Raw genomic sequence first — 23,869 nt, 5'->3', positions numbered from 1 at the left:
TTGTGTCTGGATAGTGTCATCACGAACACGAGAACAGTCACGAGTAACGAAAACGGCGTTCGCTCGGAGATTCCATCCTACGAAGACAAATCGAATCAGATACACTCGCTCGAGCGATCGCGAGGTACTGTCGCCGGCGATTTGCTGGGCCAGCAAATCGGTCTTCGACGCGGTATCGACGTGCGCGGTACACACAGAAATATGATTTCCTATCGAAACTGATTTCGACCAGCCTCCAGGAAGCAAATTCCGGTCGAGATCAGTCGCGTTTCGCAGTACACCTCACTGTCGGCGTCATCGACACCGGGTTGGACGTACGGGTATGGACCGTCGGCGGGCGTGTTCCGTACGTCCCCACTCTCATCGGGCGTCCGGATGAGGTCTGTCTCCCCGTAATCGATCGGCGAATGGTTTTCGAGGTAATCGACGATAACGTCGATCGGAACGACGCCGTCTTCGATGTGAACGTCCTGGAAGGGGAAGCCGCAGTTATCGAGATTCCGTTCGGGATCACCGGGACGGATGACGTCGCAACCGAGTAGCGTGCTTCGGGATCGACCGACTTCCCATCAACAACAAGATCAATGAGTCTGCACTCGCGTTTCGCGGTCGGATCGACGACCGTCTTGACGTTCGACGAGTAGTTCCGGACGCGGCCGTCCTCCTGCTGGTAGACGTACGGCGTGAAGTTATCCTCGAGAAAGGCCTCCACGTGGTTCAGCAGTTGCTGCCCGTACGCCTCGCCGCGGACCACCGGCGCGGTCATCGCGGGAACGCTCGATAAAGGTACTCGAGCGTGATCTCGCCTGAGGGAATCGCCGGCCCGTAGCGCGTCGGCGAACAGGATGTTCTATCCGCTCTCGAGGAAAGACTGGCGGTCGAGCGACGTCTCCGTCCTTCTGACAACCGTATCCAGCGGTCGCTCGAGGGTTCCGTTACCGCGCTCGAAGCGGACGTCATCGCTGAAGAACTGCGACCGAATGCTCTCGACCGTCCGTTCGGCCACCGGATCGGGGTCGAGCGTGTAGCTGTGGTCTTCGACGAGACAGTAGAGGGCGTGACGAAACGCGATGCCGTTGTCATCGACGTGGAGATCCACGCGCCCGAGTCCCGTCACCGGTCCACGATTCGACGACGAGCGTCTCCGTCTCGTCGATCAGGATTGGATCGTGAGTATTCTCGTGATGTGTGCGCTGAACAGAACGTCGATACTCTCGAGGTTTTTCGCCACCTGCACCGTCCACTGGTGCCCGATCTCGATGACTGCGAGGATGACGTCGGCGCCGTCGTCGCGCGTGTCTCGAGCGACCTCCTCGAGCATATGAGATGTTTTCCGAATCGGTACTTCCCCTTGGACGACCGTGCCTGCGGCCCCTAAAAGAACAGTGCCGGCACGGTGTTCCGGAAGATATTGAGAGAAATCACGAAGAGGAGTCCGACGACGAACCAGTTGAACATTCGCTCGTCGAACTCGAGGCGCCGGAGATACGTTCCCAGCAGTAGGCCGACGATCGTGACCACCGCGATCACCGAACCGAGCCAAAGCCGGTACGTCGTCAGGAGATCGGTGAACAGCGCCATCTGAACGATTCGGACTGTGAAAATCGTTCCGAGCACCATCGCCAGACCTCCGATGTATCGCTCGGTGTCCCGTTCGAAGGTGTGGAAGTACGCCGGGAGCAGCGGTCCGAGATTCGCGAACGCGAGCAGGAAGCCCTGGGAGAACCCGGCGGCACTGAGGGCGAACGGATGGTGGGCCTCCTCGACCGTGACGAAGTTCTGGACAACCTGGATGGCCACGTAGCCGAGGAGGACGAGGCCGATCACGAACGCGACGACCGGGCCGGCGCTGAACGTCGCCAGCGCTGCGACGCCGACGACGGTCCCGACAACGGCGAGCAACAGGAGGGACCACTCCTCGCGAACGAACGTCCGTCCCGTTCCGGTTTCGGCGATCTGGAACATGTTGAGCGTCCACGGCGGGATCGCTAGAACGACGACAGCGACAGTCGGGTCGATCACTGACGCGACGATTGGCGTCATGATGAGCGAGTAGCCGAAGCCGGTCATTCCCTTGACAGCGCCGGCGACGACCGCGATCAGGACTAACCCGGCGAGCAACCCGCCCGAGAGATCGGACTGGACGCCGTCCCCGACGTTCTCGAAGCCGGGGAAGAACACGATCGACGCTACGAGGACAGCCAACGTCGCGCCGACCATCGTTACTTCGCGGTAGTGAAACTCGAGGAGATTGGTGAAGAACTGTTCGACGTCGACTCTGGATTTGGGGGCGCTCATACTAGTTTGAATGAAGAGAGGAACGATGCGTCGTCGTTTCGATGCGATTGTCACCCTATACGTATTTTCCTATCTGATTCGGCGAAAATCATCTCGTCTTGAGTCGTTGGTAATTCCGAATAACGTCAGGTTAGAGCCACTCGCGCCAATATGATGGTTCGAATAGCAAAATCAATACGTCACAGATAGCAGTGATAGTTTCCGGTACGAACCGGCGTACCGTGGTCATTGTTCTTGTTTCTCTGCCTCTTTCGGTCATGGTTGCTCCATCAGTGCTACGGTCGGATCGATCACGTCCATACTACGTCGAGAGAAAGCTGATCGAAAAGTGGTTTTGCACCCTCAAAATGCGAAACGATCGCTTCCATAATTCATGGATGGGCAGTCGATCGAGCGTCCGAGAACGTCTTGAATAGTTCCTACATTACTACAACCATCGAAGACCGCATTGAGCTCTTGACGGAAAAGTGCCAGTGACGGAGGTGCAGAACTAAACGGTGCCGTCAGGAGCAATGAGGGGGTCTTACTTATCCGTCAACTAATAAACCCGTCGTCGACACGATACACTGCGCCGTTGACGTAGGACGCCTCTTCGCTCGCAAGGAACGCAATTACGTCCGCAACCTCCGCGGGATCAGCGGCTCGTCCAGACGCGATCCGGTCGTCGGTCACTTCGCCATCATCGATGTGTTCCTCGTACAGCTGGGTATCGACGTATCCTGGCGCGACTGCGTTTACCCGGATTGATCGGTCACCAAGTTCACGGGCGACTGCTCGCGTGAACCCAATCAGACCGGCCTTGCTCGCGGCATAATTCGCCTGCCCCGCCCACCCGCTGAGCCCCGCGACGCTAGCGACATTAACAATTCGCCCGCCTTCGTCGCGGAGCATCCGCCGGGCTGCCTCACGGGTACAGTAGAATGCCCCCGTCAAGTTAGTATTGAGGACCGATGACCATTGCTCGGGACCCATCCGGACGACTAGTCCGTTGTCCATTTGTCCAGCGTTGTTGACTAGCACCGTCGGACGGCCGTGTTCGTCCGTGATTCGCTCAAAGGCCTCAATGACCGACTCAAAGTCGCTCACATCGAACTGTTTGACTGCGGTCGGTGCGTCGTACGAATTGAGAGTGGCCGCGGCGGACGCCGCGGCCTCCTCGTTCGAGTGATAGGTGACGATTGTCCGTGCTCCGCCGGCCGCGAGGCGCTCGGCGGTCGCTAATCCGATTCCGCGAGTGCCGCCGGTGACGACTGCGACCTCGCCCGCGAAACGACCCTCACTCATCAGGGAACACCTCCGATGTCGAGTCCCATGGTATAAGCGGCGCCTTGTCGACTTCACAGGTAATCGTCGTTCGCAGCCCTGCTTCTTCGAGGGTAAACCGGCTGATATGGCTGCTACCACATTCTTCACTACATAGTCTGTCCCGAGTATCGGTTCCTCCAGTTCCGAGAGGCGTCACAGCGCCGAGGCCGGTAATCGTGACTTCTCGTTCCATCAGTCACGCCCGGTCGACGACGTACGCCCTGAGTTCGCCGACAGCCTTCAGATTAGCCAGATCGTCAGGAACGTGGCCCCCTACGGTCGTTTCGATGACCTCGGTGATCTCTACGATGGCCAATGACTCAACACCGAGATCCTCTACGAAATGCGTCCCATCGCCAAGGCTCTCTCGCTTCAGCGAAAGTCGATCGGCAACGACCTCGTTAACTGTTGATTCGACTTCGATTGACATACCAATATCGTCTCCGTATATAGCCAAAAATGTTACCTTACATGGTCGATAGGAAACCGATCCTCGATTACGGAACCAGCACCAGCTTGCCGTGGCTCTCTCGCTGCTGGAGGCGTCGATGTGCCTCGCTTGCCCGAGGGAGGGGGATCGTGTCTCCGACGACGACCTCGGTAGAGTTATCGGAAACGGAATCAACCAGTTCCGGGATGGCCGAGAGCACCCGTTCAGGTGCGCGTTCGAGCGCCTCTTCGAGGTGATACCCGACGACCGACTTATTTTGAAAGAATAATCGCGGTGTCGCAACCGTCGGGACACGACCGCTGGCCATCCCGTACGTGACGATGCGCCCGCCAGGGACGAGCGCCTTGACAGCATCAGTGAACGTCCTACCGCCGACGCCGTCTAGCGCGAGGTCGACCGATATGTCGTCGATCGCCGAGTATTCGACGGCTCGGTTCGCGCCGAGATCACGGACGAGATCGCGCTTCTCTTCGCTGCTCGCCGCCGCGATAACTGTTGCTCCGGCGGTAGCTGCAAGCTGGACTGCTGCCGTTCCGACGCCGCCCGCACCAGCGGTGATCAGCACGCGCTCGCCGGACCGCAACCCGCCCCATTCAAACAGCACGTTGTGTGCAGTCAACCACTGAACTGGAAGCGCAGTTCCCGAAGCGAACGAGAGCCTTTCAGGGTATGGGACGATCGTGTCGGTTGAAACGACCGTATACTCGGCGTATCCCCCGCTAGACGTGAGTGCTGCAACGCGATCGCCGGCTGCGAGGTCGGTACCAGATCCTGTCGCCTCGACAACGCCAGCAACCTCCATCCCTGGACGGTACGGTGGAGTCGGTCCGTCAGGATAATTTCCTCGTCGCTTCTCGATATCAGCGAAATTAACTCCTGCTGCGCGAACATCGATCCGGACCTCCCCGTCATCGGGATCGGGAATCTCGACATCAACGAGTTCCAAGACCTCCGGACCACCGTACTCAGGAACATGAATTGCGTCCATACTATGTCCTCTCGGATGGTACGACTCCGACCTGTTCAAGCCGCCGGTCGCGTGCTGTATCAATCCTGTTGAATATCCCGTTTCGGTCCGCACCTATGCTGCCATCGCGGATCATCTGGCCGATCGTCGTCTCAACTAGTGGCACGAGTTCGTCTATCGTTTCAACAATTGTCTCCGGGTCAACGCCTTTGTCGACTAGCTTGCGAACCTTCGTCACGCCGAAGCTGACGTGCCGTCCCTCGTCGCGACGGAGGTACCTGAACCCGTTCACTAGACCTGGAAGTTCGGGAACTGCTTCGAGTTCTCCACTATATCGTGTTTCGACCCACCTGTAGGCGGTCTGAGCGAGGATTCCTTCGACTGTGAGGTGATAGTGACAGAACGCTCGAGCACGAGTTTCGGAGGTATCCTGTTCTAGGAGTCGGGCCATCGCATTGGACGTTCGATCGAACAGCTCCCGATAGTCGTCGTGACTCCATCGGTCAGCCATGGGGTCAGTCGGGGAGAGGCCGCGTGATTCCTCTTCCGGCTGGATTACTCTCTTCCAGTATCGATCGAACAGTTCTGTATGTCGGGCTTCGTCGTATAGCTGTGTGGCGACATAGCGCTGCTCATCGGAGCCGTCAAGGACGACTGCTAACGGTGCAAGATCCGTGGTTACGGCCTGTTCGCCCGCTCCAAATTGTGCGAGCAACCCGCGTAATCGAGTGAACTCAACACGAGATAACTCACTGACTGCCTCTTGATCCACCCTAACGTTGATCGCTGCCGGGTCCCAATGGTATTCGATTGCCGAGCGGACAAGCCGTTTGGGGTGCTCGCCCAAGCCCGATGGTTCTATGGGTGAGACGGGGGATTCCTCGGACATGTCTCTACAATCGAAAACTGTCATCAAATATGCTGTGTTCACAGCCTGTGGGAAGCCAAGACGAGGTCCTTCCTAATTCAAGAGGATGCACCGGCATAGGAGAGCGGTTTAGTCGAAATCGAGTGTGGCAGGATGAAACCAATTTCAGTTTCAAAGCGTATCTGGCGGAGGCCGTTTTCACCCCGAAGTCTCGCCGAAACCGCCCGCATATCGAGGCGGGTGATCGCCGGTACTGTGAGATAGGCGACCGAGATGAAAAGCCGGTGGCATCGAAAGATCGGACGTTACCAACAGCTCTGAGCATGTAGTTCACTCGAACTATCGGACAGCAGTGACTGTATCTCAGGGAGTGCATGGCCTACGTAGTCGAGATACATCGTCACGTGCCCGTCGAAAAACGCGCGCGTCTCTCACTATTCTTGCATTGTGTCTTCGTCTCGTCGTTGCAATCACCAATATGAACGGAGAGATAACCCAGGCAGCACCGTCATCGCGGTGTGACGAGACTTCCGTGATACCCTCTACAGAGCGGGAAATCTCACCTCAGTGCTGGTTAAAATCACCGCCACCCCGTGGAGTTTTCTCCGAGTACACGGAATAACGATCGATGGCCGCTAATGAACAGCAAGTAAAGCGGTATCAATTTGCTTCGAGTATCGATCTCAGTGCCGCATTCTCGGTGTTGGACATCGAATATCTGACTGTTACTGAGAGTCGTACCATTACGATCTACATCCGGTCCGTCCTCAACATCGAAACGGTAGAGGGGGATCTGGAGAACGCACGTATCCTCGACGTGGAGGTGCTAGATCGCTCCTCGAGAGTAGGAAGCGACGATCCAAACGATCTCGTCGAAACGATGGTAGCTCAGATCAGCGATGTTGTAGGTGTTGACTTTCGAGAAATCTCGTAGGCAAGCTATCGACCGATTTTGACTGGTACTCACGCCCTCACTTCGCATCCTGATATTGGATTGGATCAGTATTTCACTCAGCCTCGAAATATCAGAATACGGTCTTCGATGTGAACTGGCGTGCGCTTCTCGAGAAACTCGACGAACCGTTAGCAGGTGCAGAACTCATTACGCCATCGTCACGCAGGCGGTTGTAAGACGGAAAGGAACACCGTATCGTCCTCGATATCAAAGGCGACGACGAGAAACAGCCACTCTAACGTGGGCAACGTTCCCGGACCTGCCCATCACTCGCTCACTTGCCCTGACCGAAGCGGGAGTGGCCTCTGACGGACTGATGAATTGGGTGACCGTCAGAAAAGTCATCCTCGAGCCGTGAGGGAGTCTCGCTGTCGCCGACGATAAACGAGGTTATTTTACTTGCGGATATAGAAGCACGAGACATGGTTGATACGACTGACATAGACGCGCAAATCGAAACGATCATCGCTGACAGACTACGTGTTGACCCGGACTCGTTCGACGATTCGACCGCGTTCGAGGGAGAGACACTGAACGTCGAATCGCTCGATATCGTCGAACTCGCTGAAGCGATCGAAGCAGAACTCGGCGTCTACATCCCCGACGAGGATCTCGCGGATCTCGAGAGAGTGGGTGACCTCAAAGAGTACGTCAGAGAGCGCATCTGAGCATGGACCGAGACGTCGTCGTGACCGGCATCGGTATGGTCACGCCACTCGGAATGACCGCTGACGGAACCTGGGAGGAGGTGTGTGCAGGTACCACCGCCGCGGAGCCAATTACGCGGTTCGATCCCGACGAAACGGCCGTTCAATCGCGGATTGCGTGCGAAATTAATGGCAGTCTGGCGGAGCAGACGAGCAATGACCGGATCGATGACCGGACGATGGGCCGGTATACCCAGTTCGCCGTTACCGCGGCCGCGGAAGCGATCACCGATGCCGGGTTCGATCCCGATGCGCCCTCGTGGAGACCGAGTCGAATAGCTACCAGTATCGCTTCGACGTTCGGCGGGCTTTCGGAAATCGAGGCGGCCACTGACCAGCGTCCGTCGCCGCGTTTTCTCATCACCGCACTTGCAAATCTCGCGGCCGGCCACGTTAGCATGTGTTTCGACGCACGGGGTCCGAACCGATCACCTGGGACGGCCTGTGCAGCCGGTACTCACGCGATTGCCGATGCAGTCGCCGACATCCGAACAGGACGCGCTGACGTTGCGATCGCTGGGGGTACCGAGGCTCCGATCACTCCGCTCGGCGTCGCGGGATTCGACGCGATGCGGGCGCTCAGCACCCGAAATGACGTGCCGGAACGAGCAAGTCGTCCGTTCGACGCCGATCGAGACGGGTTCGTCCTCGCTGAAGGGTGTGCGATTCTCGTTCTCGAAGAGCGTAGTCGTGCGGCCGAACGTGGCGTGACACCGTATGCAGCTATTACAGGTTCCGGATTGACCGCCGATGCCCATCATCCGACACGGCCAGCGGAAGGCGGGCGTGGTCTCCAGCGGAGCCTTGAGCGCGCACTCGAGGACGCAACTCTGGAGCCAGACGCTGTCGATCACGTGAATGCACACGGAACGAGTACACCGACCGGTGACGCCCGTGAAGCCGAGGCACTTCAGTCCGTTTTCGACACCGTGCCACCAGTCGCGAGCGTCAAAGGCGCGCTCGGTCACACGCTCAGCGGTGCTGGGGCCCTCGAGAGTGCAATCGTCGCTCTGGCGATCGCCGACCGGACGATTCCACCGACGGTGAACTACGAGACACCGGACCCGGCATGCGATCTCCCGATCGTGACCGACGCTTGCGAGACGTCTCTCGACGCTGTTGTGACCACGTCTGCGGGCTTCGGTGGGACTAACGGCACGCTCGTCTTCGAGCAATCATGACGATGAACGAGAGAGACGACAGGAACGACGAGACGGCGTTTCAGATCGATTCTGACAGTGATTCTGCGCCACTCGATGAATCCCGGTTCGGGACTCGCCGAATCAGTGACGGTGACTTCGTCGTTCGACACGGCGTTGATCTCGTTTCGATCGAACGAATCGCTTCGCTTCTCGCGGAATTCAGCGAATCGTTCCAGTGTCGCGTGTTCACAGCGTCAGAGCGCACTTATTGTGAGAAGCAGGGAACGCCACCCCAGCACTATGCTGCACGGTGGGCGGCTAAAGAGGCGTTCTACAAAACACTCGATACCGAATCGCCTGCGATTCCGCTCGATTCGATCGAGGTTATTCGTGAACGGACAGGCCCTCAGCTCAGGCTTGAGCCGCCCGCCGCCAGAGCGCTTGATGAGATGCTCGACCGAAGGAACATCTGTCCCGAGATGACAGATATTGCTGTCAGTCTAAGCCATGACCGAAGCGCTGAGTATGCCATCGGTTCCGTGACCGTCTTCGGCGTCGAAACGGGTGCCACCGATCAATGACTCTAAGACATACTATTAGACCATGAACCAAGACGAACGAAACGCAACGCTCGCGGATACGGCGTTTATTTTCCCCGGACAGGGAAGCCAAGAACCCGGGATGGGGAAAGCGTTCTACGAGGCGTGGCCGGAGATGCAAACGGCCTTCGACCGTCTCGACAGCGCACTCGACATTGACTTATACGAACTCTGTTTTCGACGGGAGACGGAAGAACTCACGCGCCCACGCAACGCTCAGCCGGCTCTCCTAGCGGCCGGATATGCGACGTATGCTTGTCTCACGTCCCGGTTTGCGGTGATGCCCGCCTACGTTGCCGGCCACAGCCTAGGTCACTTCACCGCCCTCGCGGCCGCCGGCGTGGCGTCACCGGCCGGTCTCGTTGACGTCGTTCGTCGGCGTGGGAGATTCATGGAACGCGCCGAACGAGAGGCGGGGCCGGGGACGATGCTGGCAGTGTTGCTCGCCGACCCAGATATCGTCACCGACGCCTGTAGAGACCGCGACGACGTGAGCGTAGCACTGTACAACGGACCGCGACAGACCGTGATCAGCGGGACTACCGAGGGAGTAGAGGCCGTTCAGGCTACACTCTCTGACTCTACGACGGTGCGGTTCCGCGAACTCCAAGTCGGTGCGGCGTTTCATTCCCCGGTCATGGCACCCGCTGTTGACCGTCTCGAGGAGGTGTTTACGGAGCTATCACTGGAGGAGGCAACGATACCGATCGTCTCGGACGTTTCGGGGAAGGTATACACTGATCCAGCTGTCGCCCGTCAGGATCTCACGAGCCAGATCACGGCGTCCGTCGACTGGGTTAGCGTTGTCGAAGAATTACAACAGCGCGGCGTCACTCGCTACGTCGAGTTCCCACCGGCTGGCGTCCTCACAAGTCTCGTTGACCGTATGCACTCAGACGCCGAGTGTTACACGCTCGAGACGCCCGCTGACGCACAGGAACTGTTTACGTGATGTTCAAGTAACCCTTTCATCGCGTCGGCTCTCGCCATCGCGAAACCGACTGGCCAAACGACACTATCGCTTGGTAGTTACAGTCATCGACCGATTGTATTCGATCATCACGAGAGCGATGATCGTTCCCGGATAATACGGCTATTATCGCTGCGGTTCCCCGAGTGCGGAGTCTCCGTCGGTCTGCAACGAGTTCCGCGATTATCGGCCTTCCTTAACGTGGGGAATCGTATTCCAGAGATTCATTTCCTCGAGCGAAGGGGGTAGCAGGGTGACGGACTACATTGGCGTGCTATAACATGATAATTGGGTGCGGATAGGATGCCTGCGTATAATAGACGCCGTCCATTCATACGTATGTGTCATAGTATCGATTCTCTAGATGGCAAACACATGCGGTTTCGGCGATGATCACGCACCTTTATGGGTGAGATCCGCCTTGCACTGTATATGCCCGATTCTGGGGACTTCGACACGCGAAAAACGACCAAAACGTCACTTGCGATCGTCGAGGCGATCAACGATCTGGACGGTGCAACACTGACCGAACTGGCTGACTACACGGGCCTCGCGACCAGTACGTTGCACACCCATCTCAAAACGCTTGAGGAAGCAGAGTACGTAACGCGCAGCGGCAACACGTACAAACTTGGACTACGTCTTTTCCACATCGGGGAAAACGCTCGCCGGCGTGATCCCAGATACACCTTGGCCAGAGATAAGGCGTTCGAGCTCTCGAACGAAGTAAACGAGGAGGTGAGTTTCGCGGTCGAAGAGTACGGGCGGTCGATTATCCTATACGATGAAACGCCGGTGCCGTCGGACACTGGTTTTCAGGTCGGTCGCTACTTTCATATGCACAGTTCGGCGAGCGGAAAAGCGATGCTCGCAGCGTTTTCGGCGGAACGGGTCTATGAAATCATCGACAAGTGGGGCCTCCCAGAGTATACTGAGAATACGATCACCAACGTCGATGAGCTGTTCGACGAACTTGAGCGAGTCCGCGAGCAAGGATATGCGGTGAACCGACAGGAAGAACTCGAGGGGTTGTACTCGGTCGCGATGGTGATCAACAATCCGGACGGCTCAGTCTTCGGTTCGATGGATATCGCGGGTCCCCCGTATCGTCTTCCCGAAGATAGCGAAATCGCCGCACAGTTGCGCCCCGTCGTTGGTGAACTCGAGTCGAAGCTCGAGGAGCACGATTGATTTACATTGGTACTAGTGTAAACACCTCAACGGCAGTGGTCTCTACGGGAGCGCGATTACTTTACGGCAGTACCGATGTAATGGAACTACCAACATTCCTCTCCTTGTCTGAGAGCAGATGTATTCTCTAATATGGGGAATTTTCCAATTTGGGGATCCGCATCGCGGCACGTTATCCGGTGTCTGCTGGACGATTTTGCTACCGATGGAGTAGACAAACTATATTGATGATCATACCTCCTTAGAACAATCCAGTATACGGGGAGCAGAGAGACGGTCTATCCGACCACTAAATATAAGAATCGACGGCCAGAGATTTAGCAACAGCGAGCGATTCCAGGAACCTCGCACCAGACCGCAAGTCATGACTGTAACTCTCACTGACATTGAGGAAGCCCGAATCCGGTTAGATGATGAATCAGCCGTTCAGCAGACCCCTATAGACACGAGTCGTTCACTCGAGGCGGAGACCGGTGCAACGGTTCTCCTCAAAATGGAGCACTTGCAGCGGACCGGATCGTTCAAAGCTCGCGGCGCGTACAACAAGCTCAGACAGGTCGCCGAATCGGATTGCGAAGCCACGAGAGCGATCGCAGCGAGCGCCGGTAACCACGCCCAAGGGGTCGCTCTCGCCGCTACGAAAACCGGTCTGGAATCGACCATCGTCATGCCCAAGAGCGCCCCACAGGCGAAGATAGACGCCACGGCCGAGTACGGGGCGAACGTCGAACTGCACGGACACGATTTTCGCGATGCGATGGCCTATGCGAAGTCGATCGTCGACGATGACAGCCTCTTCATCCACGCTTACGACGATCCGCAGATCGTCGCTGGCCAGGGGACGTTGGGTCTCGAAATCCTCGAGCAGGTCCCGGATGTTCAGACAGTTGTCGTTCCAATCGGTGGCGGAGGGTTGATCGGCGGTATCGCGACCGCTATCAAGGAGCGATCTCCGGAGACGCGCGTGATCGGAGTTCAAGCCGAAGGGGCTGCTACCGTCCCGCAGAGCCTCGACAAGGGACAACCCCAGTCCGCCGAGACGGTTCAGACGATCGCCGACGGGATCGCTACCGGTGGAATTTCCCGACTCACGTACGAGTTGATCGACGAGTACGTAGACGAGGTAGTCACCGTCTCGGACACCGAGATCTCGGAGGCCATACTGTTCCTCCTGGAGCGAACGAAACAGATGGTCGAAGCGGCGGGCGCTACGTCCGTCGCGGCGATCTGTAGCGACGAGGTCGACGTGAAAGACGAAACCGTCGTTCCGGTTCTCAGCGGTGGGAACCTCGGATTGACAGACCTCCAGACCGTGCTCACGCACGGACTGACATACCGGGATCAGCTCGTTCGGCTGCGAGTGCGGATCACGGACAACCCCGGGAAGATGGCAGACACTTCCGAAATAATCGCGAGTCACGGCGTCAACATCCACGACGTGAGCCACGAGCGGTCAGTCAAAGAGCTGAACGTCGGGGAAGCATACCTGGACTTCCGCATCGAGACGAACGGAGCCGATCAGACGAACCGCGTTCTCGATTCGCTCCGCGAGGAGGGCTATACCGTCGCTCGGGTAAGAGACGAGTGCTAGGTGCTGCCGTCCGCTCGATTGGAGAAACTTATTTATCCTCCCGTCAGAAGTAACGGATGTGCCACTAAACAAGCCCCCTCTTTACGAAGTACACCGGGGTGCGGGCGCAGATTTCACCGACTTCGGTGGCTGGGAGATGCCAGTGAAGTTCGATAGCATCCGATCTGAGCACGCCGCGGTACGCGAGTCAGTCGGTATCTTCGACGTCAGTCACATGAGCGAGGTAGTCGTCACGGGACCAGATGCCACGGCGATAATGGATCGCTTGACGACAAACGACGTCCAGACCCTTGATTCCGGGGACGCCCAGTATTCGTGTATTCTCGACGAAGAGGGCGTGATATTGGATGATACCGTCGTGTATCGGTACCCCGACGGAGACGGCTATCTGTTCGTTCCGAACGCTGGGCACGGCGAACAGATGGCCGAGCGGTGGTCGCAATACGCCAGCGAGTTCGGACTCTCGGTGACCGTCGAAAACCAGACCGACTCGACCGGACTGGTCGCCGTGCAGGGTCCGGACAGCGTCGAAACCGTCGAAGCCGTGACGAGCGATCCCGTCGGCGAACTTTCCCGGTTCTCCTGGAAGCAAACCGAAATCGCTGCGGTGGAGTGTCACGTCGCTCGAACGGGCTATACCGGTGAAGACGGATACGAGATCTTCTTCCCGGCGTCCGACTCAGAGGCTGTTTGGGAGGCGTTCGAGGATATCCAACCGTGCGGACTCGGTGCCAGAGATACGCTTCGACTAGAGGCCGGTCTCCTTCTGTCCGGCCAGGACTTCGATCCTGAGGACGAACCACGGACTCCGCTCGAAGCGGGCCTCGGATTCGTCGTCGATCTCTCGAAGGACGAGTTCATCGGACGGGAGACGCTACAGGATCTCGAAGAAGCGGGCGTCGAAGAGCGCGTGGTTGGGATACGGATCGACGAGCGAGCTATCGCCCGTCACGGGTACTCGATACTCGCGGATGGGACGGAGATCGGGCACGTGACGAGCGGTACGATGGGCCCGACGCTGAACGTCCCGATCGCTCTGGGGTACGTCGAGACGCCCTTCACGGAAACGGGAACCGAGATCGAAGTGGAAGTGAGAGGCGAACCCGTTGAGGCGACCGTCGTCGACCAGCGGTTCCTCGACTCACTCGAATCCAACTAACAGGAGAGACCAATGTCATTCAACGTTCCGGAAGACCGACAATACACCGAATCGCACGAATGGACCGAACCCCGAGACGACGTTGTTCGAATCGGCATCACTGATTTCGCCCAGGATGAGCTCGGCGATATCGTCTTCGTCGAGTTGCCGGATGTCGGCGACGAGATTGAAGCGGGCGAGTCGTTCGGCGTCGTCGAGAGCATCAAGGCGGTATCAGACATCTACGCGACCGTCTCAGGAGAGATCGCGGCCGTGAACGACGAGATCCGAGACCAGCCGGAACTCGTCAACGACGAGCCCTTCGATGGCGGCTGGTTGATCGAGATCGAAACGAACGGCGACCTGGACCACCTTCTCAGTCCCTCCGAATACAGCGAACAGATCTAGACCATGACGATACCGCCAGATTCGATAGACGTAGATCAGGTGCATCGCGACGATACGAGCGACGGGACCCCGTTCGCTCCCCACGACGACTCCGAAGTCGAGGAGATGCTCGCCGCCGTCGGCGTCGATACTGTCGAGGAACTGTTCGACATCCCGGAATCAGTACGCTTCGAGGAGAGCTTCGACATCGACGGAGTGTCCGAGCAGCGTGTCAGACAGCGGTTGCGAGAGACCGTTGAACAGAACGAAGACTACACGGAGTTTCTCGGTCGAGGTCACAACTCCCATTACGTCCCCTCGATCGTGGACCACATCTCACTGCGCTCCGAGTTCCTCACGTCGTACACGCAGTACCAGCCGGAGATAACGCAGGGGTTCCTGCAGGCGCTCTTCGAGTACCAGTCCGTGATCGCCGAACTCACCGGACTAGACGTCGCGAACTGCTCGATGTACGACGCCGCGACGGCCCTCGGAGAAGCGGCCACGCTCGCCGACCGAAGCCGGCGAGCCGACGGGAACCGCGTCCTCGTACCGGATTATATGCGCGACACGCACCGCGACGTCCTCGAGAACTACGTCGAGGGGGCCGAACTCGTCGTCGAGGCGTTCGATACAGAGAACGGTCAGGTCAACCCGGAAACGCTCGAAAATGAACTCTCTGAGGACGTCGTATTGATCTACGTCGAGAATCCGACGATCGAGGGAGTCATCGAGGAGAATCTGACCGAGATCGGGGAACTCTCCGACGCGTACGGTGCCCTGTACTGCATCGGTTCGGATCCGGTCGCGCTCTCGTTGCTCCAATCGCCCGGATCCGTCGGGGCCGACATGGTCGTCGGTGACGCGAGCGTCCTCGGGCTATCCACGGCCTACGGCATGGGACTGGGAATGTTCGCCTGTGACGAGGAGTTCCTCCGACAGGTCCCGGGCCGGTTAGTCGGCGCGTCTGAGGACAGCGACGGCACCCGCGCGTTCACTCTAACGCTCCAGACACGTGAGCAGCACATACGGCGTGAGCGAGCGACGAGCAACATTTGTACCAACCAGGCATGGGTCGCGCTTCGAACGGCGATTCACGCGGCTTCCCTGGGCCCGTCCGGGCTCGTCTCGCTGGCCGAGAAGTGCCACCGGCTGCCTGAGCGGGTCGCCGCCGAACTCGATGAGATCGACGGCGTCTCGGCCCCCGTCCGCGACTGCCATCACTTCCGCGAGTTCAAAGCACGCGTCGAGCCTGACGCACGGGAGCTCGCCGCGGACCTACGCGAGGAGGGAATAGCGATTCACGCGCTCGGTTCCGACGAGATTCAGATCTCGATCACTGACGTCAACGAACACCGGACGGACGACTTCGTTCAGGCGATCACGGAGGTGATGAACTGATGCAACGACACGACCAAACTGTCTGGAATGATACGGATGTCGACGGTTACGAACCGCTCCTCTCCGAGAAGGGGCTGAAGGAGGTCGAAATCGACAGCGCGCTACCGGACGACCTCACGAGAGATTCGCTCGAACTACCGGAGCTGTCGGAGCCGGAACTCGCCCGTCATTACACGCGCCTCTCGCAGATGAACTACGGCATCGACAGCGGCCCGTACCCGCTGGGGTCGTGTACAATGAAGTACAACCCCAAGTTCACCGAGGACGTCGCTGCGCTCCCGGCCGTGTCGGTCCACCCGGACCGCGACGCTGAGAGTATTCAGGGGACCCTACAGGTGTTCGCCGAACTGCAGGAGTATCTGGCGGACATCGGCGGCATGGACGTGGTGACGCTCCAGCCGCCGGCCGGCGCCGCCGGTGAGTTCACCGGCATCATGGTCGCGAAAGCTTATCACGAGTACAACGACGAGGGCGAGCAGCGTGACGAAGTCGTCGTACCGGCGAGCGCGCACGGTACGAACTTCGCCAGCGCCGCGATGGCCGGCTACGACATGGTCGAACTCCCGCCCGGATCGGACGGTCGGGTCGACCTCGACGCACTGTCGGCCGCGGTCGGAGACTCGACGGCGGCGTTGATGCTGACGAACCCGAACACGCTCGGATTGTTCGAGCGGGATATCGAGCGGATCGCCGACATCGTCCACGAGGCCGGTGGGCTGTTGTACTACGACGGGGCGAATCTCAACGCGCTGTTGGGGCGAGCTCGACCCGGTGACATGGGATTCGACGTCATGCACTTCAACCTTCACAAGACGTTCGCGACGCCCCACGGCGGCGGCGGGCCGGGCGCCGGTCCGATCGGCGTGACCGAGGACCTCGAGGCGTTCCTGCCGACGCCGCAAGTGCGTGAACGTGACGGCCAGTACGACCTGGTCGAACCCGAACACACGATCGGCAAGGTGCACGGGGCGATGGGGAACTGGCTCGTCTTGCTCAAGGCACACGCGTACATCAGCCGACTCGGTGACAGTGGCCTCCGTGACACGAGTGAGAAAGCCGTGCTGAACGCGAACTACCTCGCTTCGCAGATCGATCTGGAAATCCCGTTCGGGCCGTTCCACCACGAGTTCGTCGCCAGCGCCGGCGAACGCGACGCCGCTGACGTCGCAAAACGGATGCTCGACTACGGCGTCCACCCACCGACGACCAAGTGGCCCGAGATCGTCCAGGAAGCGCTCATGACCGAGCCGACTGAGGCGGAGAGCAAGACGTCGCTCGACCAGCTCGCGGACGCCTTCAATGCCGTGAACGAAGAAGGCGAACAGACGCTCGCCGAAGCCCCGGAGAATACGTCCGCCCGACGTATCGATCAGACCAGCGCCGCCAGAAACCCACGGCTCTCCTGGCACAGTCTGGACAGCTAACTGCTCCGCGACCCACTAATTCGGGCGACGAACAGTTCTCCAGCGCGGTATTGCACTGAACGACTGAGAAATTCGGGGGCAACCCGGCTCGAGAGTCCGTTCCCTATACGGACCGCTGTAAGTCGGTTTCGGAGCAACCGCAGGACGGCTTGCGGTTGCTCCGGTAACCAGTTATAACAGACCGATCAGTCGTAGACGGGGAACTCGTCGGTCAGTTCGTCGACTCTGGCTTCGACCCGCTGGGCGACGTCACCGTCGTCCGGTTCGTCGAGGACGTCGACGATGAGGTTCGCCACCTCTTCCATCGCCGACTCGGTGAAGCCGCGCGTGGTTAGGGCCGGCGTCCCGACGCGGATCCCGCTGGTCACGAACGGGGAGCGACTCTCGCCGGGGACCGTGTTCTTGTTGACGGTGATCCCGACCGCTTCGAGCGCGTTTTCGGCCTCCTCGCCGGTCAGGTCTGGATGTGAATCGCGGAGGTCGATGAGGACGAGGTGTTTGTCGGTTCCGCCGCTGACCAGCGAGAGCCCGCGCTCGCTGAACGCGTCGGCGAGCGTTTTGGCGTTCGCGGCTATTTGCTCAGCGTACTCTCTGAACTCCGGTTGGAGGGCTTCTCCGAACCCTGCCGCTTTGCCGGCGATGTTGTGCATCAGCGGGCCGCCCTGGCTGCCGGGGAAGATGGCGCTGTCGATGTCATCGGCGTACTCTTCTCCCGTGATAATCATCCCCCCGCGACCCGCCCGGATCGTCTTGTGCGTACTGCCCGTAACGAAGTCCGCGACGCCGACCGGGTTCGCGTGAACGTCGGCCGCGATGAGCCCCGTGACGTGCGCGATGTCCGCGAGGTGATAGGCATCCACGTCCGCTGCGATGGAGCTGATCCGCTCGTACTCGAACTCGCGCGGGTAGGCCGAGGACCCACTGACGATCACGTCTGGTTCGAAGTCCAGCGCCTTCTGCTCCAGTTCGTCGTAATCGACGTATCCCGTCTCGGGGTCGACGCCGTACTGCTCGACCTCGTAGAGCTGGCCGGAGAAGTTCACGTGGTGGCCGTGCGAAAGGTGCCCCCCGTGGTTGAGGTTCAACGAGAGGATCTTGTCGCCGGGGTCGAGCGTGGCGAAATAGACGCCCATGTTCGCCTGCGTCCCGCTGTGGGGCTGGACGTTCACGTGGTCGCCGCCGAACAGTTCCTTCGCCCGTTCGATCGCGAGATTCTCGGCCTTGTCGACGTGTTCGCACCCGCCGTAGTAGCGTGCACCCGGATATCCCTCCGCGTACTTGTTGGTGAGGACGCTCCCCTGGGCCTCGAGGACGGCCTTCGAGACGTGATTCTCTGATGCGATCATCTCCAAGTTGTCTTCCTGACGCCGTTCCTCGGCGCTGATCGCCTCGTAAAGTTGCTTGTCGGTGTCTGCGAGCTGACTGCTGTCAGACATGACTATGGAATCTACAGGAATTATAATAATTCTTTTGCCGACCGGATGTCTGCCTGCGTCCGCGGCGGAGACCCGCGGGATCCACAAACGCTTTTATCAGACGAGTGCGTGATAATCAGTCACGATGCGAATCATCGAGACAGACGCCGCTCCGGCAGCCGTCGGCGCGTACAGTCAGGGTACGACGAACGACGACCTCCTCTTCACGGCCGGACAAATCCCGGTGACGCCTGACGGCGAGTTGAAAAACAAGACCTCGATCGAGGAACAGACGGAACTGGTCCTGGACAACCTGCGGGCCATTCTCGAGGAAGAGGGGCTCGGTCTGGAGGACGTCCTCAAAACGACAGTCTTCCTCGCGGATATCGATGACTTCGACGCCATGAACGAGGTGTACGGCTCGTACTTCGACGAGAGTCCGCCTGCACGCAGCGCAATCGAGGCCGGGAACCTGCCCAAAAACGTCAGCGTCGAGATCGAGGCGGTCGCGGCGCAGTCATGATACGCCGAGTTCACCTCTCGAATCCGGCCGGAAGACTCCGTTCGATGCGGCAGTAGTTTTCCCGCCTCCGTCGTCGGGAGAATGATACCGTACAGAGAAAGATATATGTCACTCTCCGACAGTCGCATGGAACGTGAGCCGACAAAAGCTACCGCTTAGCCACGGAAGAGAGCGAAATGGGAGACGAATCGCGGCCGACCGCGCCGGATCAGGTGTCAGCGAATGACCGATCGTCGCACTGACGTGCTCATCGTCGGCGCCGGACCGGCCGGCTATACGACCGCGATACGGCTGGGACAGCTCGGCATCGACGCGACGCTCGTCGAAGCTGACGCCCACGGCGGAACCTGCCTAAACAGGGGTTGCATCCCGTCGAAGGCCATCATCTCGGCCGCATCGGTCGCACACGAGGCCCGCACGAGCGAGGAGATCGGCATCACGGCGGAGGTCGACGTGGACTTCGAGCAGTTCACTCGCTGGAAGGACCGCGTCGTACGCCGTATGGGGAAGGCCGTCGAGAAACTCTGTAAGGCGAACAACGTTGATCTCGTCGAAGGCCGTGCGGTGTTCGAGGACCGCCACGTCGCGCGCGTTCTCGACGGCGACGGTACTGAGCTCGAACGGGTCGAATTCGACTACGCCGTCCTCGCGACGGGGAGTCGTCCCGTCGAACTTCCCGGATTCGAGTACGATCATCAGTCAGTCCTCGACGCTGCCGATGCGCTCTCGCTGTCGAGCCTGCCGAACAGCCTGGTCGTCATCGGTGCCGGCTATATCGGCATGGAACTGTCGACGGCGTTCGCGAAGCTCGGCGTGGACGTGACCGTCGTCGAGGCGCTGGAGTCGATGCTCCCCGGCTTCCCACCGGCGCTCGTCGAACCGGTCGAGTCGCGTGCCGGGGAACTCGGTATCGACTGCCACTACGAGCAACTGGCTCAGGGCTGGCGGGAAACCGATGCGGGCCTCGTCCTCGAGACAGAGTCGACTGACGGCCAGGACCAGTTCGAGCACGAGGCCGAGGCCGTCCTCGTCGCAGTCGGACGCGAACCGGTCACCGACACGGTGAATCTCGACGCGATCGGCCTCGAACCGAACGACGATGGGTTCCTCGAGACGGACGACCAGTGTCGGACCGACGTTCCGCACGTGTTCGCCGTCGGAGACGTCGCGGGCGAGCCGATGCTGGCACACAAGGGTAGCGCCGAGGGCGAGGTCGCAGCCGAGGTCATCGCCGGTCGAACGGCGTCGTTTGCCGACCGCGCAGTGCCGTCCGTGACGTTCACGGCGCCGGAGCTCGCGACCGTCGGTCAGACCGTCCAGGAGGCCGAAGACGCCGGGTGCCGTCCGATACAGGGCGAGTTCCCCCTCCGGGCCAGCGGCCGCGCCCTCACGACGGGCCACACTGACGGCTTCGCGCGCATCGTCGCGTCCGGGGACGGGCGCGTCCTCGGCGGCCAGGTCGTCGGACCGGAAGCGTCCGAACTGATAGCTGAGATTGCGCTCGCGGTCGAACAGGAACTGTCCGTCGAAGCGCTCGCCGAAACGATCCACGCGCATCCGACCATGGCCGAGTCGGTTCACGAGGCGGCGGCGAACGTACTCGGTCGTGCGATTCACACGCTGAACAGGTGAGTCTCGTCACGGATCGGGGAACTCACTGCGGGCAACGGAGAAAACTTCCGACGGTCGAACGGCCCAGACAGGCACTGGTGTTCCGTCCCGGCCTCGAGGGGCTTCTCATCGAGTGACTGCTCACCGTCGGCCTCCCCGGTCTCCGAACCGCAAATTGCAATTGATCGCTGTCGCAGGGCTATCTCCCCCACGAGCGACGACATCCACAGGTATTTTTTCGAGGACGCAAATTTGACTAGTATGAGTCGTACTGGTAAGCCCGAGTGGCTAAAGATGCGGCCGCCGTCGGGCGAGCGGTTCACCGACATCAAAGAGACGCTCCGGGAGCGAGACCTCAACACGGTCTGTGAGGAAGCCAATTGTCCGAACCTCGGCGACTGCTGGTCGGGGCGCAACGGCCCCGGAACAGCGACGTTCATGCTGATGGGTGAGCGCTGTTCGCGGGGGTGTAACTTCTGTGACGTCGAGACCGGCGGCATGGAGCCCCTCGACCTGAAGGAACCCCAGCAGGTCGCCGAGGCCGTCGCAGACATCGGCCTGGACTACGTCGTCTTGACCAGCGTCGATCGGGACGACTTGCCCGATCAGGGCGCGGGCCATTTCGCCGAAACCATCCGCGAGATCAAAGACCGGGACCCGGGTATCCTCGTCGAGGTGCTCATTCCCGATTTCCAGGGCGAGGAACGCCTCGTCCGGAAGATTATCGACGCGGATCCAGACGTCATCGCGCACAACGTCGAGACCGTCCAGCGGTTACAACGGCCAGTCCGGGACCGGCGAGCGGGCTACGAGCAATCGTTGTCGGTGCTCCGGCAGGTCCACCGCGAATCCGACATCTACACGAAATCCTCGCTCATGCTCGGGGTCGGCGAATACACCCATGAAGTCTACCAGACGCTCGCGGACTTGCGGGCAGCGGGCGTCGACGTGGTGACGCTGGGCCAGTACCTCCGGCCCTCCCTGTCGCACTTGGAAGTCGACGAGTACGTCCACCCCGACGCCTTCGACACGTGGCAACGCGTCGCCGAGGAGGAATTGGGCTTTCTGTACTGCGCGTCGGGCCCGATGGTCCGCTCCTCGTATCGAGCGGGCGAGCTGTTCGTCGACGCCCTCCTTCGGGACGGCAAATCCGTCGCCCAGGCCCGCCGCGAAGCGCGGGCGGAAGCGGACCAGTGATCCGCGGCGTTCGTGACGAGATCGGTCGAAGACCCAGTAAAGAAACCGAGTAGTCGTCTTCTAATTCGGGCCGTCTCGAGTTATTTCGAGCTATTACCAATCCACTCTTCGAACATCGCACCGAACGATTGGGCAGTCGGAAGATGTAATCCGGATCGAACAGCATACAAGCGAGTACCGACCGTGACGCTCGCGCACAACGCAGCAGCAACGCTCTCGGCTCCGAAAACGACAGCGACTATCCAATAGGTACACCCGCCCAGTACCGCACAACTCGCGTAGAAATCAGTCACCAGAATGAACGGCGATCGATCCAACAGGATATCAGCGAACGCACCGCCACCGACCGCGTTGATCGTGGCGATGGCGACGACGCCGAAGCTCGAAACTCCAGTGTCTACCGCCACGATCGCGCCCGTGGTCGTAAACGCTGCCAGACCGACTGCATCTGAAATCACCGTTATCGGATGATCGTCCGGAGAGGCCAGAACACGGTGTAATCCGATAGCGAGGCTAACGCCGATCATTCCGAGACTGATCTCCCCCATCGAACTCAGCGCGAGCGGAACCCGATTGACGAGAACGTCTCGAGTCGCACCGCCGGCGAAGGCCGTGGCGAGGCCGACGACAGTGATCCCGAATAGATCGAATTCCTCGCGGATCGCTTTCGCGGATCCGACCAAGGCGAATGCGACTAACCCGATCGAGTTCATAATCGCGAACGGATCCATCAGTAGGTGACGTAGGAACTCTTGTGCCACTGATTAAGGTCTATCCAGGAGTCCTATTGAGCGCTACGGTTTTGCCGTTTCGTTGGTTTATAGTTTTGATTGGCTCTGTTGAAATACTCAGAGAGTCACAGGTACGTCCTGTGATTTGACGAGATGAACGCCCTCCGGAAGTCACAAATTCTCCGTTTCACTGAGAAAGCGATCCATCTGGCACGTCGAGTTGTATCTCAGTACTCCTCAAAATTCTCCAAACACCGCTATACACTCCCTCAACACGTTGTCCTGCTCTGCCTCAAGGATCGAAAGAACACAACCTACCGTGGAGTGCCTGACGAGTCGATCGAGATGCCATGCATTCGTCGGACTCTTGGATTATCCGAACTCCCTGCGCCATCAACGCTCTGTAAGACGTTCAATCGGATTGATATGGCTGTGTGGCGCGTTTTATTGACTCTCTAAGCAACGCTACTGCCGACAAGCGGCGTTGTTGGGGTTGATGCGTCAGGATTCGACTGCAGTCACGCCTCGAAACACTACACAAAACGAGCCGAACTCACGATTCAGCGGCTCAAAGTGACACTACTGGTCGATACAAAAGTAAACGCAATCCTTGATCTCCACGTAACGACGACACGAAAATACGATAGCCAGATTGCTCCGTCCTTGATCAAACGCAACTCCGCGAATATTGATACCCTTCTCGGGGACAAAGGCTACGACGACCAGAAAATCAGACGGCTTGCCCGTCAACACGGGGGTCGTCCACTCATCAAGCATCGGGAGTTCACACCACTTCACAAGGCGTGGAACGAACGCTTAGACGCTGATCTTTATGGCCAACGGAGTCAATCCGAGACCGTCAACTCAACGCTAAAGCGAAAGTACGGTGCGTTCGTCCGATCACGACGCTGGTGGAAACAGTTCCGTGAACTCACCATCGCCTGTCTCATTCATAATATCGACCGATCACTCTGAGCAGTCAATATAGCGGATGTACT

The 23,869-nt window shown here is 59.2% G+C and carries 24 protein-coding genes and 2 pseudogenes; 16 read left to right on the top strand and 10 right to left on the bottom strand.

Annotated features, from left to right (window positions below):
• Positions 1 to 259 precede the first annotated feature (259 nt).
• From WD430_RS21595 to WD430_RS21580, 4 genes are all read right to left on the bottom strand, one after another.
• Complete coding sequence (locus tag WD430_RS21595) at positions 260 to 754, bottom strand: hypothetical protein (protein ID WP_339106254.1); 495 nt, start codon at positions 752 to 754, stop codon at positions 260 to 262.
• A 96-nt stretch (positions 755 to 850) separates the two neighbouring features.
• Positions 851 to 1,099 carry a hypothetical protein gene (locus WD430_RS21590; RefSeq protein WP_339106253.1) on the bottom strand — a complete coding sequence of 83 codons (249 nt, stop codon included), beginning with the start codon at positions 1,097 to 1,099 and terminating at the stop codon, positions 851 to 853.
• Positions 1,100 to 1,156: 57 nt separating this feature from the next.
• Positions 1,157 to 1,321, bottom strand: coding sequence for a hypothetical protein (locus WD430_RS21585; RefSeq protein WP_339106252.1), 165 nt, complete (start codon positions 1,319 to 1,321; stop codon positions 1,157 to 1,159).
• 53 nt (positions 1,322 to 1,374) lie between these two features.
• Positions 1,375 to 2,298, bottom strand: a complete 924-nt coding sequence (locus tag WD430_RS21580) for a sulfite exporter TauE/SafE family protein (protein ID WP_339106251.1) — start codon at positions 2,296 to 2,298, stop codon at positions 1,375 to 1,377.
• 302 nt (positions 2,299 to 2,600) lie between these two features.
• Between WD430_RS21580 and WD430_RS21575 the strand changes: the two are divergent.
• A pseudogene (locus WD430_RS21575) lies at positions 2,601 to 2,750 on the top strand (IS6 family transposase); the annotation flags it as partial.
• Positions 2,751 to 2,832: 82 nt separating this feature from the next.
• Here the strand turns inward: WD430_RS21575 and fabG are convergent.
• From fabG to WD430_RS21555, 4 genes are all read right to left on the bottom strand, one after another.
• Entirely contained in the window at positions 2,833 to 3,582 is a 750-nt protein-coding gene (gene fabG, locus WD430_RS21570) for a 3-oxoacyl-ACP reductase FabG (protein WP_339106250.1), read from the bottom strand.
• A gap of 217 nt (positions 3,583 to 3,799) precedes the next feature.
• Complete coding sequence (locus WD430_RS21565) at positions 3,800 to 4,033, bottom strand: phosphopantetheine-binding protein (RefSeq protein ID WP_339106249.1); 234 nt, start codon at positions 4,031 to 4,033, stop codon at positions 3,800 to 3,802.
• 67 nt (positions 4,034 to 4,100) lie between these two features.
• Positions 4,101 to 5,042, bottom strand: a complete 942-nt coding sequence (locus tag WD430_RS21560; RefSeq protein WP_339106248.1) for an NADPH:quinone oxidoreductase family protein — start codon at positions 5,040 to 5,042, stop codon at positions 4,101 to 4,103.
• 1 nt (position 5,043) lies between these two features.
• Entirely contained in the window at positions 5,044 to 5,910 is an 867-nt protein-coding gene (locus WD430_RS21555; protein ID WP_339106247.1) for a ribonucleotide-diphosphate reductase subunit beta, read from the bottom strand.
• A gap of 607 nt (positions 5,911 to 6,517) precedes the next feature.
• Between WD430_RS21555 and WD430_RS21550 the strand changes: the two genes are divergently transcribed.
• The 11 genes from WD430_RS21550 (at position 6,518) to gcvPB (ending at position 17,394) form a co-directional block, all read left to right on the top strand.
• Positions 6,518 to 6,823 carry a hypothetical protein gene (locus tag WD430_RS21550; protein ID WP_339106246.1) on the top strand — a complete coding sequence of 102 codons (306 nt, stop codon included), beginning with the start codon at positions 6,518 to 6,520 and terminating at the stop codon, positions 6,821 to 6,823.
• 443 nt (positions 6,824 to 7,266) lie between these two features.
• The gene (locus tag WD430_RS21545) at positions 7,267 to 7,512 is read left to right on the top strand and encodes an acyl carrier protein (protein ID WP_012945203.1); all 246 of its coding nucleotides are present in this window, start codon (positions 7,267 to 7,269) and stop codon (positions 7,510 to 7,512) included.
• 2 nt (positions 7,513 to 7,514) lie between these two features.
• Complete coding sequence (locus WD430_RS21540) at positions 7,515 to 8,732, top strand: beta-ketoacyl-[acyl-carrier-protein] synthase family protein (protein WP_339106245.1); 1,218 nt, start codon at positions 7,515 to 7,517, stop codon at positions 8,730 to 8,732.
• Positions 8,729 to 9,274 (top strand): holo-ACP synthase, encoded by a 546-nt coding sequence (locus WD430_RS21535; RefSeq protein WP_339106244.1) that lies wholly within the window; start codon positions 8,729 to 8,731, stop codon positions 9,272 to 9,274. The genes WD430_RS21540 and WD430_RS21535 overlap by 4 nt, the downstream gene beginning before the upstream one ends.
• A gap of 22 nt (positions 9,275 to 9,296) precedes the next feature.
• Positions 9,297 to 10,244 carry an ACP S-malonyltransferase gene (locus WD430_RS21530; protein WP_339106243.1) on the top strand — a complete coding sequence of 316 codons (948 nt, stop codon included), beginning with the start codon at positions 9,297 to 9,299 and terminating at the stop codon, positions 10,242 to 10,244.
• 450 nt (positions 10,245 to 10,694) lie between these two features.
• Entirely contained in the window at positions 10,695 to 11,453 is a 759-nt protein-coding gene (locus WD430_RS21525) for an IclR family transcriptional regulator (RefSeq protein ID WP_339106242.1), read from the top strand.
• A 364-nt stretch (positions 11,454 to 11,817) separates the two neighbouring features.
• On the top strand, positions 11,818 to 13,044 hold the full coding sequence (gene ilvA, locus WD430_RS21520; RefSeq protein ID WP_339106241.1) for a threonine ammonia-lyase: 1,227 nt from the start codon (positions 11,818 to 11,820) through the stop codon (positions 13,042 to 13,044).
• 58 nt (positions 13,045 to 13,102) lie between these two features.
• The gene (gene gcvT / locus WD430_RS21515) at positions 13,103 to 14,203 is read left to right on the top strand and encodes a glycine cleavage system aminomethyltransferase GcvT (RefSeq protein WP_339106240.1); all 1,101 of its coding nucleotides are present in this window, start codon (positions 13,103 to 13,105) and stop codon (positions 14,201 to 14,203) included.
• Between the two features lie 12 nt (positions 14,204 to 14,215).
• The gene (gene gcvH / locus WD430_RS21510) at positions 14,216 to 14,590 is read left to right on the top strand and encodes a glycine cleavage system protein GcvH (RefSeq protein ID WP_339106239.1); all 375 of its coding nucleotides are present in this window, start codon (positions 14,216 to 14,218) and stop codon (positions 14,588 to 14,590) included.
• A 3-nt stretch (positions 14,591 to 14,593) separates the two neighbouring features.
• Positions 14,594 to 15,970, top strand: a complete 1,377-nt coding sequence (gene gcvPA, locus WD430_RS21505) for an aminomethyl-transferring glycine dehydrogenase subunit GcvPA (protein WP_339106238.1) — start codon at positions 14,594 to 14,596, stop codon at positions 15,968 to 15,970.
• Positions 15,970 to 17,394: an aminomethyl-transferring glycine dehydrogenase subunit GcvPB gene (gcvPB, locus tag WD430_RS21500; protein WP_339106237.1), complete on the top strand. Its 1,425-nt coding sequence runs from the start codon at positions 15,970 to 15,972 to the stop codon at positions 17,392 to 17,394. The genes gcvPA and gcvPB overlap by 1 nt, the downstream gene beginning before the upstream one ends.
• 185 nt (positions 17,395 to 17,579) lie before the next feature.
• On the opposite strand, the gene glyA is transcribed toward gcvPB, so the two are convergent.
• A complete protein-coding gene (glyA, locus tag WD430_RS21495; RefSeq protein ID WP_339106236.1) occupies positions 17,580 to 18,830 on the bottom strand; it encodes a serine hydroxymethyltransferase in 1,251 nt (416 codons plus the stop codon).
• 124 nt (positions 18,831 to 18,954) lie between these two features.
• On the opposite strand from glyA, the gene WD430_RS21490 reads away from it, so the two are divergent.
• The 3 genes from WD430_RS21490 to lipA all read left to right on the top strand — a co-directional run bounded on the left by WD430_RS21490 (position 18,955) and on the right by lipA (position 22,140).
• A complete protein-coding gene (locus tag WD430_RS21490; protein ID WP_339106235.1) occupies positions 18,955 to 19,332 on the top strand; it encodes a Rid family detoxifying hydrolase in 378 nt (125 codons plus the stop codon).
• 222 nt (positions 19,333 to 19,554) lie between these two features.
• On the top strand, positions 19,555 to 20,964 hold the full coding sequence (gene lpdA / locus WD430_RS21485) for a dihydrolipoyl dehydrogenase (protein ID WP_339106234.1): 1,410 nt from the start codon (positions 19,555 to 19,557) through the stop codon (positions 20,962 to 20,964).
• Positions 20,965 to 21,195: 231 nt separating this feature from the next.
• Complete coding sequence (lipA, locus tag WD430_RS21480) at positions 21,196 to 22,140, top strand: lipoyl synthase (protein WP_339106233.1); 945 nt, start codon at positions 21,196 to 21,198, stop codon at positions 22,138 to 22,140.
• Positions 22,141 to 22,220: 80 nt separating this feature from the next.
• Here the strand turns inward: lipA and WD430_RS21475 are convergent, their stop codons facing one another.
• Positions 22,221 to 22,871 (bottom strand): TRIC cation channel family protein, encoded by a 651-nt coding sequence (locus tag WD430_RS21475; protein ID WP_339106331.1) that lies wholly within the window; start codon positions 22,869 to 22,871, stop codon positions 22,221 to 22,223.
• 153 nt (positions 22,872 to 23,024) lie between these two features.
• Between WD430_RS21475 and WD430_RS21470 the strand changes: the two are divergent.
• Positions 23,025 to 23,846 (top strand): annotated as a pseudogene (locus WD430_RS21470) (IS5 family transposase).
• Positions 23,847 to 23,869: the final 23 nt, after the last annotated feature.

It is taken from the genome of Haloterrigena sp. KLK7 (assembly GCF_037914945.1).
Lineage (GTDB): Archaea > Halobacteriota > Halobacteria > Halobacteriales > Natrialbaceae > Haloterrigena > Haloterrigena salinisoli.
The sequence above is the reverse complement of the archived record's forward strand: the minus strand, read 5'-3'. Positions and strand labels throughout refer to the sequence as shown.